Source organism: Acetobacter ghanensis, assembly GCF_001499675.1.
Taxonomy (GTDB): domain Bacteria; phylum Pseudomonadota; class Alphaproteobacteria; order Acetobacterales; family Acetobacteraceae; genus Acetobacter; species Acetobacter ghanensis.
On the sequence record NZ_LN609302.1, the window covers coordinates 472,518 to 487,667 of the forward strand.

12 protein-coding genes and 1 pseudogene are annotated in these 15,150 nt (G+C 59.6%); 11 read left to right on the forward strand and 2 right to left on the reverse strand.

Annotated elements, in window-relative coordinates; genetic code table 11:
* Positions 1-138: 138 nt before the first annotated feature.
* From aroA to rpsA, 3 genes are all read left to right on the forward strand, one after another.
* On the forward strand, positions 139-1,488 hold the full coding sequence (aroA, locus tag AGA_RS02315; RefSeq protein ID WP_059024594.1) for a 3-phosphoshikimate 1-carboxyvinyltransferase: 1,350 nt from the start codon (positions 139-141) through the stop codon (positions 1,486-1,488).
* Positions 1,485-2,138: a (d)CMP kinase gene (cmk, locus tag AGA_RS02320; protein ID WP_172793751.1), complete on the forward strand. Its 654-nt coding sequence runs from the start codon at positions 1,485-1,487 to the stop codon at positions 2,136-2,138. Before aroA ends, cmk begins: the two co-directional genes overlap by 4 nt.
* Before the next feature lie 281 nt (positions 2,139-2,419).
* On the forward strand, positions 2,420-4,132 hold the full coding sequence (gene rpsA, locus AGA_RS02325) for a 30S ribosomal protein S1 (protein WP_059022863.1): 1,713 nt from the start codon (positions 2,420-2,422) through the stop codon (positions 4,130-4,132).
* 104 nt (positions 4,133-4,236) lie between these two features.
* Here the strand turns inward: rpsA and rdgB are convergent, their stop codons facing one another.
* Both rdgB and rph read right to left on the reverse strand, forming a co-directional pair.
* Entirely contained in the window at positions 4,237-4,836 is a 600-nt protein-coding gene (gene rdgB / locus AGA_RS02330) for an RdgB/HAM1 family non-canonical purine NTP pyrophosphatase (protein ID WP_059022864.1), read from the reverse strand.
* Entirely contained in the window at positions 4,833-5,567 is a 735-nt protein-coding gene (rph, locus tag AGA_RS02335; RefSeq protein ID WP_059022865.1) for a ribonuclease PH, read from the reverse strand. Before rph ends, rdgB begins: the two co-directional genes overlap by 4 nt.
* 123 nt (positions 5,568-5,690) lie before the next feature.
* Here rph and hrcA point away from each other — a divergent pair, with 123 nt between their 5' ends.
* From hrcA to AGA_RS02375, 8 genes and pseudogenes are all read left to right on the forward strand, one after another.
* Entirely contained in the window at positions 5,691-6,764 is a 1,074-nt protein-coding gene (hrcA, locus tag AGA_RS02340) for a heat-inducible transcriptional repressor HrcA (protein WP_059022866.1), read from the forward strand.
* 113 nt (positions 6,765-6,877) lie between these two features.
* Complete coding sequence (locus AGA_RS02345; RefSeq protein ID WP_059022867.1) at positions 6,878-9,601, forward strand: penicillin-binding protein 1A; 2,724 nt, start codon at positions 6,878-6,880, stop codon at positions 9,599-9,601.
* Positions 9,602-9,660: 59 nt separating this feature from the next.
* Positions 9,661-10,792, forward strand: a protein-coding gene (gene prfB, locus AGA_RS02350) for a peptide chain release factor 2 (RefSeq protein ID WP_157065277.1) whose coding sequence is annotated in 2 segments (ribosomal slippage) — positions 9,661-9,729 and positions 9,731-10,792 — 1,131 coding nt in all. Because the reading frame shifts where the segments join, the coding sequence is not laid out codon by codon here.
* A gap of 303 nt (positions 10,793-11,095) precedes the next feature.
* A pseudogene (locus tag AGA_RS02355) lies at positions 11,096-11,790 on the forward strand (energy transducer TonB).
* Between the two features lie 119 nt (positions 11,791-11,909).
* The gene (locus tag AGA_RS02360) at positions 11,910-12,917 is read left to right on the forward strand and encodes a MotA/TolQ/ExbB proton channel family protein (protein ID WP_083503511.1); all 1,008 of its coding nucleotides are present in this window, start codon (positions 11,910-11,912) and stop codon (positions 12,915-12,917) included.
* 3 nt (positions 12,918-12,920) lie between these two features.
* Positions 12,921-13,346 carry an ExbD/TolR family protein gene (locus tag AGA_RS02365; protein ID WP_059022868.1) on the forward strand — a complete coding sequence of 142 codons (426 nt, stop codon included), beginning with the start codon at positions 12,921-12,923 and terminating at the stop codon, positions 13,344-13,346.
* Positions 13,347-13,418: 72 nt separating this feature from the next.
* Entirely contained in the window at positions 13,419-13,850 is a 432-nt protein-coding gene (locus AGA_RS02370) for an ExbD/TolR family protein (RefSeq protein WP_059022869.1), read from the forward strand.
* Positions 13,851-13,866: 16 nt separating this feature from the next.
* On the forward strand, positions 13,867-15,096 hold the full coding sequence (locus tag AGA_RS02375) for a tetratricopeptide repeat protein (protein WP_059022870.1): 1,230 nt from the start codon (positions 13,867-13,869) through the stop codon (positions 15,094-15,096).
* Positions 15,097-15,150 lie beyond the last annotated feature (54 nt).

Genomic DNA, 15,150 nt, shown 5'->3' on the forward strand with positions numbered 1-15,150 from the left:
GCGATGCCCAATGCCACTGTGTTTCGGGTTCTGTCAAACCCGTTGTTGGCATCTGAGCGTATTTTCTGCATCTCGGAAGCTCTTTTTCTGCTCTTACCCGGATTGACTTGCAGGCCATCCCGCCGGAATGAAAAGAGCATGACACACGCATCCTCATCCTCCGCCCGTCCGCTGCGGGTCACGCGCGCGCAGGCTCCTCTTTCCGGTTCCATCCGTGTGCCGGGTGACAAATCCATCAGCCATCGTGCGCTTATGTTCGCCTCCCTCGCTCGGGGGGAAACCCATATTACCGGGCTTTTGGAAGGGGAGGATGTTCTGCGCACCGCAGCGGCCATGCGTGCGCTGGGCGCGCAGGTTGTGCAGCAGGGACCGGGCGACTGGCTTGTAAACGGTATGGGCATTGGCAACCTGAAGGAGCCTGATGACGTGCTGGATATGGGGAATTCCGGCACGGCAGCCCGTCTTTTGTCCGGTATTCTGGCCAGCCACGGCATGGTGTCGGTTATGACCGGGGATGCCAGTTTGCGCCGTCGGCCCATGAAGCGGGTCATGGACCCGTTGGCCGGTACGGGGGCAACCTTTATGGCGCGGGAAGGGGGACGGCTGCCTATGGCCATTTCCGGTCTGGCGGACCCCAAGCCACTGAATTACCGCCTGCCCGTAGCTTCGGCGCAGGTCAAATCTGCTGTGCTGCTCGCGGGGCTGAACGCACAGGGGCAAACGCGGGTGGAAGAACCCGTGGCGACCCGTGACCATACCGAAAACATGCTCCGTCACTTTGGTGCGCACGTTAAAGTTGAGGAAACGGCGCAGGGTGGGCGCATTATTGTGTTGCAAGGGCGGCCAGATCTGGTGGCGCGGGATGTGGTGGTGCCGGGTGACCCGTCCTCTGCCGCTTTCCCCATCGTGGCTGCTCTGCTGGTGCCGGGGGCGGATATTGTTATTTCCACCGTCGGGCTTAACCCTCTGCGGACCGGGCTGTTCGTAACCCTGCAGGAAATGGGGGCGCGGCTAGAGGTTACAAACGTGCGCACGGAAGGGGGCGAGCTTGTGGGCGACCTGCACGTGCAGGCTTCTGCCCTAAAAGGGGTGGATGTGCCTGCAGACCGTGCGCCTTCCATGATTGATGAATACCCCATTCTGGCTGTGGCAGCCGCCTATGCCTCTGGCGTGTCCCGCTTCCGTGGCGTGGAGGAACTGCGCGTGAAGGAAAGTGACCGGTTGGCCGCAACCGTGGCGCTGCTGGAAAACAACGGCGTTAAAACAGCAGTGGAAGGCGATGATCTGGTCGTCTATGGCACCAATAACGCCATTCCCGGTGGTGGCGTGGTGCAGACCCATATGGACCACCGGCTGGCCATGAGCGCCTCCGTGCTGGGGCTGGTCGCCCAGAACCCGGTGGAAATTGATGACACCGCGTTTATAGACACCAGCTTCCCCGGCTATTTGCAGTTGATGAACAGCCTTGGCGCGGGGTTTGCAGTCTGATGCGCGGCGGACCGGTTATTGCCGTGGATGGCCCAGCAGCGGCAGGTAAGGGCACGCTGGCCCGCAAGCTGGCGGAAGCGCTGGGACTGCCGTATCTGGACACAGGGCTGCTGTACCGTGCTGTTGGCCGTCTGGCCCTTGATGAAGGGCAGGACCCCGCACAGCCCGCGCAGCAGTTTGCCGAGCGCCTGACACCGGCAGACATGCAGCGTACCGACCTGCGCACGCCAGAAGTGGCACAGGCCGCCAGCAAGGTGGCCGCACAGCCTGCCGTAAGAGCTGCGTTGGTGGAAACCCAGCGCCGGTTTGCCGCCGAGCGTGGTGCGGTGCTGGACGGGCGCGATATTGGTACGGCCATTTTTCCCGATGCGGATGTCAAACTGTTCATCACGGCATCCCCCGCAACCCGTACCCGTCGGCGCTTTTTGCAAAATGGGGGCAACCCGGATGCGCCCGATGCTCAGGCACGTCTGCGGGAGATGGAAGAGGCGTTGTGTGCCCGTGATAAGGCGGACGCCAGCCGGGATTCTGCTCCCATGTGCATAGCTGATGACGCGTATGTGATAGAAACAGATACGCTGGATGCGCAGGCCGTTCTGGCCGAAGCCTTGCGGTTTACGCGCGAACGACTCGCGGTAACGCGCGGCTGAGCGCAGGAACCCTATTGTGGGGTAAAAGAGACGTACGGCATTTTTTGCCCCACATTTACGCCCTGAACTGCGGTTTGAGTTGACAAACCGGGGTCAGGTGTTCTCTGTGCAAACAGAAATCCGCCGTAGATGGTGGGTTCTTCTTGATAACAGTGGGTCTGACCAAAAGGGCGGAGGGCGCTGTCGCCCCCCGTTATGTCAGGCAAGTCGTGCCGCGGATTGCGGGGCGCAGGAACAGTCTGCCTGCATGTTGCTGGCGGGCTCAGGATTTACGGTACCACATGGCTTCAGCCACAACCCAGACCACGGATCACTTCCGTGGTGAAGATTTTGCTGCCCTTCTTGACGAGACTCTCGGCCGTGATTCCGGCTTTGACGGGTCCGTTGTTCGCGGTCGCGTTGTCCGCCTGACGGATGATTACGCCATTGTTGACGTTGGCCTGAAGAGCGAAGGCCGCGTTGCCCTGCGTGAATTTGCTCCTCCTGGTGTTAAGCCGGAAGTGCAGCCGGGCGATGTGATCGAACTGTACGTCGAGCGTTACGAAGACCGCGACGGCAGCATCGTTCTCTCCCGCGAAAAAGCACGCCGTGAAGAAGCATGGACCAGCCTCGAAAAAGCTTTCGAAGCCAACCAGCGCGTTAACGGCACCATCTATGGCCGCGTTAAAGGTGGCTTTACGGTTGATCTGGGCGGCGCCATGGCGTTCCTTCCCGGCAGCCAGGTGGACATCCGCCCCGTGCGTGACGTCGGCCCGCTGATGGGTGTGCCCCAGCCGTTCCAGATCCTGAAGATGGACCGTGCACGTGGCAACATCGTTGTGTCCCGTCGTGCCGTTCTGGAAGAAACGCGTGCTGAACAGCGCAGCGAACTGATCCAGGGTCTGACCGAAGGCATGATCCTTGACGGCGTGGTCAAGAACATCACCGATTACGGTGCGTTCGTTGATCTGGGCGGCGTTGACGGCCTGCTGCATGTGACCGACATTGCATGGAAGCGCATCAACCACCCCTCCGAAGCTCTGCAGATCGGCCAGCCGGTGCGCGTGCAGGTTATCCGCTTCAACCCGGAAACGCAGCGTATCTCCCTTGGCATGAAGCAGCTTGAAGCTGATCCGTGGGAAAATGTTGCCCTTAAGTACCCGCCGGGTGCCCGCTTTACGGGCCGCGTGACCAACATTACCGATTACGGCGCATTCGTTGAGCTGGAACCGGGTGTTGAAGGTCTGGTGCACGTTTCCGAAATGTCCTGGACGAAGAAGAACGTCCACCCCGGCAAAATCGTTGCGACCTCTCAGGAAGTGGACGTGATGGTTCTGGATGTGGACAGCTCCAAGCGCCGCATCTCCCTGGGTCTGAAGCAGGTTCAGCGCAATCCTTGGGAACAGTTCGCAGAAGAGCACAAGGTTGGCTCCACCGTGGAAGGCGAAATCCGCAACATTACGGAATTCGGCCTGTTCATCGGTCTGTCCGCAGACATCGACGGCATGGTGCACATGTCCGACCTGTCTTGGGACGAACCGGGCGAAGAAGCCATGAAGCACTACGAAAAGGGCCAGGTTGTCAAAGCCAAGGTTCTGGACGTGGATGTGGAAAAAGAACGTATCTCCCTGGGCATCAAGCAGCTTCAGGAAGATCCGGCAGCCGACGCTCTGGCCAGCATCCAGAAGGGTGCGATCGTGACCTGCATCGTGACCGCTGTGCAGACCAACGGCATTGAAGTGAAGGTTGACGATGTTCTGAGCGGCTTTATCCGTCGTGCAGAACTGGCTCGTGACAAAGCCGAACAGCGTCCGGAACGCTTCGCCGTTGGCGAACGTGTGGATGCCAAGGTTGTGTCCGTTGACCGTACGTCCCGCAAAGTTGCCCTGACCATTAAGGGCCGCGAAGTGGAAGAAGACAAGCAGGCTATCAACGAATACGGTTCCGCAGACAGCGGTGCATCGCTCGGTGATATTCTGGGTGCAGCGATCCGTCGCCGTAACACCGAAGACTGAGCATAAAAAAACCGGGGTGGTTTGCGCCACCCTGGTTTGGCAAAGCATTTTGCCATGCAAAAAAGAGCGCCTCACAAGGGCGCTCTTTTTTTATGTGCTGTGTTCTAGTCCAGACAGGCCTTGCGGAAGGCGGCAAACGCACGGGCACGGTGGCTGATGGCGTTTTTTTCTTCGTCCGTCATCTGGGCAAAGCTGCGGGTTTCGTTTTCGGGTTCAAAAATCGGGTCATACCCATGTCCGTTGGCGCCACGAGGCGGCCAGACAATCTGCCCGTCAATACGTCCCTCAAAGCTTTGGGTGCGCCCATCGGGGAAGGCGAGGCAGAGCACACACACAAACCATGCGTTGCGTTCATCCTTCCCAATGCCTTCTTCAATACGGGCCATCGCGCCGTTAAAGTCCTTTTCGGGGCCAGCCCAGCGGGCGGAGTAAATGCCCGGTGCCCCACCAAGTGCGCTTACGCACAGGCCGGAATCATCGGCAAGGGCGGGTAGGTTGGCCGCTTGGGCGGCCGCCAGCGCCTTGATGGCGGCATTGCCAGCAAAGGTTGTGGCGGTTTCTTCCGGTTCGGGCAGGTTCAGTTCCCCGGCGGAAAGAACGGTAATGCCAAATTCCGCCATAAGGGCGGAAAACTCGGCCAGCTTGCCAGCATTATGGGTGGCAAGCACCAGCCTGTCGCCGGATTTGAGGAGAGGTTGGGTCATGTCCTGCATTGCTCTGCTACGTTGACGGCGGTCAACTGGGCTTCAAACAGTTCGCCTGCACCTTTGCGGGCGAGGGCGAACAGGGTGTTAAAGGCGTCCTCCGCAAAGGGGGCGCTTTCTGCCGATGCCTGAATTTCCACAATACGGTGGTCGGCACTCAGCACAAAATTGGTGTCGGCCAAGGCGGCGCTATCTTCCGCATAGTCCAGATCCAGCACGGCACCTGCATTGGTTAACCCGCAGGATACGGCGGCGACCTGCCCGGTCAGGGGTATGCGTTGCAGCACACGGTTGGCTACCAGTTTGCCAAGGGCCAGCCGCAGGGCCACCCATGCGCCGGTAATCGAGGCGCAGCGCGTGCCGCCATCGGCGTTAAGCACGTCACAGTCCAGGGTGATGCAGATTTCGCCCAGCGCCTTGAGGTCCGTGACCGCACGGAGCGAACGGCCGATCAGGCGCTGGATTTCCTGCGTGCGGCCGGACTGTTTGCCCTTTGCCGCCTCACGCGGCCCGCGTGCATGGGTGGCGCGGGGCAACATGCCATATTCCGCCGTAACCCACCCGCTCCCCTTGCCGCGCAGGAATGGGGGCACGCGGCTTTCCACACTGGCGGTGCACAGCACCTCGGTGCCACCTACGCGGATAAGGGCAGAGCCTTCCGCATGGTGGGAAAAACCGGTCTCGATAATAATGGGGCGCATCTGCCCGGCCTCGCGGCCTGATGGACGCATGGTGCTGCTCCTGAAAAAAATGACAAAGGGTTGTGCCTGCACATAAAATGCTTTTGCCCGGAGTAAAACCGGCAATAAGCCGTTATAAACGCCTATCAGACCGCATGAAGGAGCTTTGTCACCATGAAGCGTGGCCTGCTGCCAGCCCAGGCGATGTTACCACCCGAGCTGGATGGACGCTCTGCGAACATCCTGCGCGAGCTGGTGGAAGAATATATGGCCAATGGCGAACCCGTGGGCTCGCGCACGCTTTCCCGCCGGTTGGGGCAACCGCTTTCTCCCGCCACAATCCGCAATGTTATGGTGTCTTTGACCGAGGCGGGCCTGCTGTTTTCCCCCCATACGTCCGCAGGACGTCTGCCAACGGAAAAGGGTTTGCGCCTGTTTGTGGACGGGCTGCTCCAGTTTGGCGCCCTGTCCGAGGAGGAGCAGAAGGTCATTGGCCACTCGCTGGAGGCCCGTGGTCGCTCCTTGCAGGACACACTGACCGAGGCATCCTCCCTGCTGGCCGGTATGTCAGACGCGGCGGGGCTGGTGGTGGCTCCAAAGGGAGAAGGCGGGATCAAGCACATAGAATTTGTGGCGCTGGGCGGTAATCGTGCGCTGGTTATTCTGGTTGGGGCAGATGGGCATGTGGAAAACCGGGTGATTGAAATTCCGCCCGGCACCCCACCCTCTGCTCTGGTGGAAGCCGCCAATTACCTGAATGCCCGCGCCATGGGTGCGTCCCTGCCAGATCTGCGCCACCGCGTGGGTACGGAAATGAGCGAAAACCGCACGGTCCTGAACAGCCTGACAGCCGAGGTGGTGGAAAGTGGTCTGGCCATATGGAACGGGGACCGGGGAGAAAGTGGCGGCACACTGATTGTGCGGGGCCAGTCTCGTCTGTTGGCCGATGTGGATGGGCAGGAGCGTCTTGCCGCCATCCAGACTCTTTTTGACCGGCTGGAAGCGCAGGAAACCATGTTACGCCTGCTGGAACTGGTCGAAAGTTCTGAGGGTGTGCGGATTTTTATTGGAGCGGAAAGCGGATTGTTCGGGGCAACCGGCATGTCTGTTGTCATGGCGCCAGCGCGGAATGAGGCAAACAGGATTGTGGGCGCCATAGGCGTTATTGGCCCTACGCGCATCAATTACGGGCGGGTAGTGCCGGTTGTGGATTATACCGCACGGATATTGGGTGACCTGCTTGGCTAGGCAAAACGCCAGAGCAGGGAGAGGTTGGGGCACAGGTCGGAATTCCGCCATGATTGTAAAGAGAATGGTGATGGCGAGGAGACGACAGGAGATGGGAATGGTAAAGGACCGGTATGACACGCACTCCACCTTCTGGTGATCCGGATTCCTCCCGGCACGATCGGGACAACACACAGTCTTTTCCCCTGCGCAGGCCTCGCTTCCGCCAATGGCGTATGTTGCTTGGCACGGCTGCGGCTGTACTGCTGGTAGGGAGTGCTGGCGGTGCGGTAGTTGTGTGGTCGCAGTACCAGAGCATTGTGGCTGACCTGCCAACGGTCGATGGCCTGCGTTCCTATCAGCCGCCGGTTATGAGCCGCCTGTATGCGGGGGATGACCAGCTTGTGGCCGAACTGGCCGACGAACGGCGTATATTTGTGCCGTCCAACGCCATTCCCGACCGGGTTAAAAATGCATTTATCGCGGCAGAAGACCAGAAGTTCTGGACCCACAAAGGGGTAGACCCAGCCGCTATTATCCGCGCGGGGCTGACTGACCTTACGCGGGATAAGGGGCGTAGGCCCATTGGGGCGTCCACCATTACGCAGCAGGTTGCGCGCGTTATGTTGCTGGGCACCAATGCCGTCTCGTTCAAGCGCAAGGCCAAGGAAGCGTTTCTGGCCATGCGTATTGAGCAGGTTCTGCCCAAGGAAAAAATTCTCGAAATCTATCTGAACGAAATTTATCTGGGTAACGGCGCGTATGGCATTGGGGCCGCCGCTCAGACGTACTTCAACAAACCGCTGGACCAACTGGACAACGCAGAGGCTGCCTTTTTGGCGGCGTTGCCCAAGTCGCCCACCAACTACAACCCCGTCCGTTTCCCCGATGCCGCTCGTGGCCGGCGGAACTGGGTGCTGGAACGCATGGCGGATGTAGGGGCCATTACGCAGGATGACGCCCGGTTGGCCGAGGCCGAACCTCTGACCACCACGAGCTTTTCCCGGCCCGGCCCGGCACCCGGCTCCGAATGGTTTGCGGAGGAAGTGCGGCGCCAACTGCTGGAGCGGTATGGTCAGGACGTGACCATGCAGGGGGGGCTGGATGTGCATACCAGTCTGGACCTGCCCTTGCAGCGTGCGGCCCAGTCCATTCTACAACAGGGGCTTATGGCGTATGACCGCCAGCACCGTGGCTGGCATGGCCCTGTAACTCATCTGTCCACGCCTCCCGTTCTCTCGCAGGAGGAATGGGTGCGGGCGCTGCGCACGGCAAGTGCTCCGGCGGGTATGCTGGACCAGTGGCGTCTGGCCATTGTTCTGGATGGGAACAAGGGGCAGGTCGGCTGGCTGGAAGGCAGTGTAGTCCGCCGGAACATGGCACAGGGTGGGGAAGCCCATACGGGCCAGATCCAGCAAAAGGATATGGCGTGGGTCCGCCGCTCCCGCCCCCTGCGTACCGGGGATATTGTTATGGTCGAGCCCCAGACCGGGCAGTCTGTTGTGGCGCTCATGCAGATTCCGGTGGTGGAGGGGGCCATTGTGACCATGAACGCCCGGACCGGGCGTGTTATGGCGCTGGTGGGTGGCTGGTCTTTTCAGGCATCGCAGTTCGACCGGGCAACACAGGCGTTGCGTCAGCCGGGGTCATCCTTCAAACCGTTTGTTTATTTGCAGGCCATGGAGCAGGGCATATCGCCATCTCAGGAGTTTGATGATTCTCCTGTGTCCTATGGCACATGGCATCCGAATAACTACGAAAAAGACTTCTGGGGCCCCACGTCCCTGCATGATGCGCTGCGTGAATCGCGCAACCTTGTGACCATTCGTCTTGCGGCCCATCTGGGTATGAACACGGTGGCGGATACGGCCATCAAGCTTGGGCTGGTGGACAGTATGCCCCATGTGCTGCCTGCGGCACTGGGCGCGGTTGAAACAACCGTGCTGAAGGAAGCAGGCGCCTATGCGGCCCTCGCCGCCGGAGGGCGCAGGATTACCCCAACCCTGATTGACGATGTGCAGGACCGGGACGGGCATGTTATCTGGCGGCCCGCTAATGGGCTGTCTCTGGTCTCTGCTGCGTCTTTGGCCAATGAGGCAGGTGCCGCAACGGCTGCGCAGCCGGTTGGGGTGGATGCCGTTCATCCGGATGCCCCGCAGGGTAAGGCGGGTGCTCCGGCACCCGCTGCACCTGCCCAGCCTGCCGTTGTTGTGCTGACCCCCGATGACCTGCCCGCCTTGCGTGATGACAGGCCAAGAGCCGCATCCGAGCAAAGTGCATTTCAGATTACGACCATGTTGCAGGATGTCATTCGCCGTGGCACGGGCGTACGTGCGGGTGAAGGCATAGATGTGCCCGTAGCGGGTAAGACGGGCACCAGCCAGAACTTTAACGATGCCTGGTTTGCTGGGTACACGCCGGAACTGGTTACGGTGGTCTGGGTTGGGTTTGATACGCCACAGTCCCTCGGTCGGAACGAGACTGGGGGCGCTATTGCAGGCCCCCTGTGGAACAAGGTGATGAAAACCGCACTCAAGGACCAGCCAAAGCTGGACTTTGCCGCCCCCGATGGGGTGACGCTGGTCAGTTACGATACCGGCCGTGGTGTTGCGATTGATGCGTTCAAGGACGGGCAGCTCCCCGGCGTGAGTGCCAACCTGTTGAGCAACGTGGAGGCCCAGCAGTTGACGGCGGCCGATACGGGGGCGGAAAACATGCCGGATTCGGAAAGCGATATGGCGGCCAGCGCCAATGGGTCTGGCCCGCAGGGTGCTGGTGCTGCCAGCCCGGCGGAAGGGGGGAGTACGCAGGCTCCTGCACCTTCTGGGGGTGACATTGGCATGGGCGGCCTTTATTGAAGGCCGCTTGAAGCGGAATAAGATGACAATTTCCAGCAAGTAGATGGAGAACAGGCCCGATGTCTGCCGAGACAGAAGCCCTTAACGAGCAGATCAAGCAGTCCGTAGCGCTGCTGAGGAGGCATCTTTAACTGGGATGTCGCTGAAGCCCGCCTTGCGGAACTGAACAACCAGGCAGAAGACCCAGACCTGTGGAACAACCCTGAAGCCGCGCAGAAAATGATGCGTGAACGTACGCTTCTGGCCAACCAGATTGAGGGTGTGCAGGCGCTGGAAGCCAACGTGCGTGATACGTCGGAACTGATCGAACTGGCCGAAGCCGAAGGGGATACCGATCTGGTGTCCGAAGGTATGGCCAGTCTGCGCGCTCTGGCGGAGGAAGCCAAACGGCGGGAAATTGAAAGTCTCCTTTCGGGCGAGGCGGATAGCAACGACTGTTATCTGGAAGTCAACGCAGGGGCAGGTGGCACGGAGGCGCAGGACTGGGCCGAGATGATGCTGCGCATGTACACCCGTTGGGCCGAGGCGCACAATTACAAGGTGACGCTGATTGAAAGCTCGGAAGGGGAACAGGCCGGCCTCAAGTCTGCCACCATTCTGGTCTCCGGCCCCAATGCCTATGGCTGGCTGAAGACCGAAGCCGGTGTGCACCGCCTTGTGCGTATTTCTCCATTTGATGCCGCGGCTCGTCGCCAGACGTCCTTTGCATCGGTCTGGGTTTACCCAGTTATTGATGATTCAATTGAAATTGAAATCAATGACGCAGATCTGAAGGTGGACACTTTCCGTGCTTCAGGTGCTGGTGGTCAGCACGTGAACAAAACGGATTCCGCCATCCGTATTACGCATATGCCCACGGGCATTGTGGTGGCGTGTCAGACGGACCGGTCCCAGCACAGAAACCGTGCTACGGCCATGCAGATGTTGCGGGCGCGCCTGTATGAGGCGGAACTGCAACGGCGTGAGGCCGCAGCGGCGGAAGCCGAAGCCGCCAAGACCGATATTGGCTGGGGGCATCAGATCCGTTCGTACGTTCTGGCCCCGTACCAGATGGTCAAGGATCTGCGTACGAATGTTGAAACCGGCAACCCCGATGCGGTGCTGGATGGTGATCTGGACGCCTTTATGGCGGCCGCTCTGGCCATGCGCGTTGGGGCTACCCGCTCGGAGGCCAGTGCTAGCGCACAGTAGTTTATGGCTGTTTGATCCACCCGGTTTTGGCTGGGGAAAAAACAAAGGCGGCCTCCGTAAAGAAGGCCGCCTTTTTCTTTTGTGCAGGACATTTAAGATCATAAAGTTCAGATGCAAACATTTCTCATATAACCTGCTTGACATCTGCCGTGCCAGATTGCCCAATCAATGCAATGGATAAAAGGCAGGCCGTGAGGCGTGTCAGGTTGGGCCAGAGAGGCCAGACAGAATTCCTGAATGTTTTCGTGACTGAAAACAGGACAGAGGTTGTCTGTTCTGGCGGTCTAAAAAGGGAGGGCCAAAATGAGTAACCCTGAGCAGCAGCCAGGTTCGGCAAAGTATGCCTTTCGGGCAAGTGCTGCTGTTGGTGTCATTGCGTTCCTGGTCGTGCTTCTGATGCACGTTCTGGGCATATGGGGGCTGATGTACGGAATGGGCAACGGCGAGAGCCTGCCACCACCACCCAAGCCGCCCATTCAGACGCGCATTCTGCCGCCACCCCCGCCGCCTCCGCCACCTCCTCCGCCGCCACCCCCGCCGCCGGTCATGACGGTGCCGCCGCCGCCGTTTATTCCGCCGCCAAAGATTGAGGTGCCACCGCCACCCAAGCCACCCATGAAGCACGTGGCCCGCACGCCGCCCAAGCAGCCATCGGCCCCGCCGACCCAGACTGCCAAGGCGCCCCCTGCGGATACGCCGCCCAATGACTCGCCGGATACAACAGCAGGCACCTCGCCGCTGAACAATGTCCGCCCCGTCTATCCGCCAGAAATGGAGGAAGACAACATTGAAGGTCGCGTAACAGTTGTGTGTGATGTGGAAACAACCGGCATGACCAGCAACTGCCGTGTGCAGTCCGTAACCGGTGGCCAGGCATTTGCCCAATCCGCGCTGGATTACGTGCAGCAAGGCCCGTTACCAGGCCCGCAACCCGCAACGGGGTGCCTGTGCGGGAGCTGAACAAGACGTATGTCATCAGGTTCCGGCTGGATGACTGACGCAGAATAGACGGGCCGGCTTGATGCCGGACCACCATGGGATAACGCACTAACGGACCGCCCGGTCCACCCCCGTTAGAGGTTGAGACCGGGCCATTTTGATGAGGATCTTGAGTAAAATGACCAGACTGTCCCGTTCTTTTGTGTCAGGTCTTGCCGCCCCGGCTCTGGCGTTGCTGATGAGCACGGCCGCCCCGGTTGCCGCTTTTGCGCAGGATGCAGCAGCTCCGGCCGCCACGGCTCCGGCTGATGGTACGGTTGCCCCGGCCCCCGGCCCGGCGACCCCCACTGCCCCGGACACCGCCACCACCCCGGTGCCGACCGATGGCACAACCGCGCCAGCCCCAGCGGCAGAAGCCCCAGCCCCCGCTCCGGCACCGGAAGCCAAGGATGAAGCCAACCCGTATGGCCTGTCGGCCCTGTGGTCCAATGGTGACATCATCGCCCGTGGCGTGCTGCTGATTATGCTTGTTATGTCGCTTGGTACATGGTTCATCATGATCACCAAGTTCATCGAGCAGGGCCGTCTGTTTGCAGCCAGCAAGGACGCTACCAAAAACTTCTGGACCAAACACAGCATTCAGGAAGGGGCGTCCGCTCTCGCCTCCACCTCTCCGTTCCGCTACATCGCCGATACGGGTATTACCGCTGCTGAACACCATGAAGGCACGATGCAGGAAGCCATTGATCTGCATAGCTGGACCTCCATGTCCATCCAGCGTGCGGTCAACAACATCCAGAACAGCCTGCAGAAGGGGCTCGCCTTCCTTGGCACCGTGGGCTCCACCTCCCCGTTCATCGGGCTGTTTGGTACGGTGTGGGGCATCTACCACGCGCTGACCGCCATCGGCATTGCCGGTCAGGCTTCCATCGACAAGGTTGCCGGTCCTGTGGGTGAATCCCTCATCATGACCGCCATTGGTCTGGCTACGGCTGTGCCTGCGGTGCTGGGTTACAACCTGCTGGTCCGTCGCAACAAGGGCGCCATGGATCAGGTGCGTGACTTTGCCGATGACCTGCAGTCCATCCTCATCGGTGGCGTGCGTCATGGCAGCGCGGTCGACACCGTGCGGGTCAACCCCGACAACTCCCCGACCACGGTCACAACTTCTACACGGGTAGGCTGAGCCATGGGTATGCAGGTTGGCAACGAGGGGGGGGACGACGAAGTCGTCTCCGCCATCAACACGACCCCTCTGGTGGATGTGATGCTGGTGTTGCTGATCATCTTCCTGATCACCATTCCGGTCGCTACCCACACGGTCAAGGTCAACCTGCCGCGTGACATGAACCAGCCCACGCAGACCAGCATGAGCAACGTGGTGCTGGCGGTAACGGCGGACGGGACGGCCTTTTGGGATGAAACACAGCTAAAGGACCAGGCGGACCTGCTGGAGCATCTGGAAAAGGTGGCTGTGCTAAAACCGCAGCCGCAGATCCAGATCCGTGGGGACATGAAGGCCCGGTATGAAACTGTGGGCAAAATGGTGGCCGCGTGCCAGCAGGCCGGCATCTATCATATCGACTTCATTACCGAGAAGCCGAAGACGAACTGATAACGGCGGGCTGCGGCCCCCGTCCCCCGCGCTACAGAGCGCGGGCGGCAGGAGTGAAGAGAGTAACTGATCATGGGCATGAATGTCGGGTCGGATAGCACAACGGAAGACGAAGGCATTGTAGACATCAACACCACGCCATTGATTGACGTGATGCTGGTTCTGCTGATCATGCTGATCATCACCATTCCGTTGCAGACACAATCCGTTGCCATTGACCTGCCGCAGGGCAATCCACCTCCCTCGACGGAGGAGGTTCCGGTGGTTACCCTTGTGGTGGACTTTGATAATTCGATTACGTGGAACGGGCAGCCGGTCAACGGTGAGGACGAGCTTCAGGCGCACCTGCGTGAGATTGCAGCCGCACAGCCCAAGCCGGAATTCCACATCCAGCCCAACAGGCTGGCTGACTACAAGACTGTCATCCATGTCATGGCCGATGCACAGCGCCTCGGTGTGACACAGATGGGCATCGTCGGGCAGGAACAGTTCGTCGATCAGTAAGGGAGTAATTCAGACTATGACCATGCGTTTTGTGCGGGGCCTTCTGTGTTCCGCGACCGTTCTCTCTCTTGCCGTTCCGGCGGCTTATGCGGCGGACACATTGGGGCAGCCGGTTGGTACCGCATTGCAGCAGGCGCAGAGTGCTCTTGCCGCGCATGATTACACCAAGGCGATGGCTGCGGTTAATCAGGCTGATGCTGTAAAAGACAAAAACGCATATGAAGATTACACCATCGCCCAGATGCGCGCTGCCGTAGCCTCGCAGGCGGGGAATGTGGCGGAGGCGACTGCCGCTTATGAAAAACTGATTGCCTCCCCTCGCACTCCCCGCAACCTGAAAAACCAGATGCTGATGTCGGAAGGGACAATGGCTTACAACGCCAAGGATTATCCCAAGGCGGCAGTTGCCATCCAGCGTTATCTGAAGGAAGTTGGCCCTAACCCGCAGATGCAAACATTGCTGGCGCAGTCCTATTATTTGCAGAAGGATTATGCCAGCACGGTGCGTGTGTTAACGCCCGGTATTGCTGCGGTCATCAAGGCTGGGCAGAAGCCGGTAGAATCCCAGTTGCAGATGTTGGCAGCCAGCGCCACGGCTCTTAAGGATTCTACAACAGCTACACATGCTTATGTGCTGCTGGCGACCTATTATCCCAAAAAGGAATACTGGGCGCTGCTGCTGCACGAACTGGTTGTGAATACAAAAATTCCCGCCTCCCTCCAGCTTGATGTTTACCGTATCCGTCTGGCAGTGGGTGATATTTCCTCCGCGCGCGATTTTATGGAAATGACAGAAATCGCCATGCAGGGGCATATGCCGCAGCTAGCACTGGACCTGATGAACCAGGGTTACCAGCAGGGCGTTCTTGGCCAGGGAGCAGAAGCGCCACGGCAGGCCCGTCTGAAGGCTATGGTTGAAAAAACCGTTGCCGATAAAAAGGCATCTATCGAGGCGGATGAGAAAGCCGCTCTTACTCAGACATCGGGTAATGAGTTGCTGAATGTTGGCTATAACTATGTCACGTTTGGTCAGTCGGCCAAGGGACTGGCGCTCATGCAGCAGGCCATTGCCAAAGGTGTTACAGACCCCAACACGGCTCGCTTGCACCTTGGTCTGGCCCAGATGCAGGCGGGCAACAAGGCTGAGGCCATTCAGACTTTGAAAAGTGTTGCAGGAGATAATGGGGCTTACGATATTGCCCAGCTCTGGGTGCTTAAGCTTAATCAGCCTGCTGCGGCACACTAAACAAGTAAGTTTGTAAGGTGTTATGAAAAAGGCCGCTTTGCAGCGGCCTTTTTT

Excerpts from the sequence above, each read along its gene's own strand:
- rph (WP_059022865.1), bottom strand. The coding sequence starts at position 5,567 with ATGCGTCCATCAGGCCGCGAGGCCGGGCAGATGCGCCCCATTATTATC.
- AGA_RS02370 (WP_059022869.1), top strand. The coding sequence starts at position 13,419 with ATGGGCATGAATGTCGGGTCGGATAGCACAACGGAAGACGAAGGCATT.
- AGA_RS02345 (WP_059022867.1), top strand. The coding sequence starts at position 6,878 with ATGACACGCACTCCACCTTCTGGTGATCCGGATTCCTCCCGGCACGAT.
- hrcA (WP_059022866.1), top strand. The coding sequence starts at position 5,691 with ATGAAGCGTGGCCTGCTGCCAGCCCAGGCGATGTTACCACCCGAGCTG.
- aroA (WP_059024594.1), top strand. The coding sequence starts at position 139 with ATGACACACGCATCCTCATCCTCCGCCCGTCCGCTGCGGGTCACGCGC.
- AGA_RS02360 (WP_083503511.1), top strand. The coding sequence starts at position 11,910 with ATGACCAGACTGTCCCGTTCTTTTGTGTCAGGTCTTGCCGCCCCGGCT.
- rpsA (WP_059022863.1), top strand. The coding sequence starts at position 2,420 with ATGGCTTCAGCCACAACCCAGACCACGGATCACTTCCGTGGTGAAGAT.
- rdgB (WP_059022864.1), bottom strand. The coding sequence starts at position 4,836 with ATGACCCAACCTCTCCTCAAATCCGGCGACAGGCTGGTGCTTGCCACC.
- AGA_RS02365 (WP_059022868.1), top strand. The coding sequence starts at position 12,921 with ATGGGTATGCAGGTTGGCAACGAGGGGGGGGACGACGAAGTCGTCTCC.
- AGA_RS02375 (WP_059022870.1), top strand. The coding sequence starts at position 13,867 with ATGACCATGCGTTTTGTGCGGGGCCTTCTGTGTTCCGCGACCGTTCTC.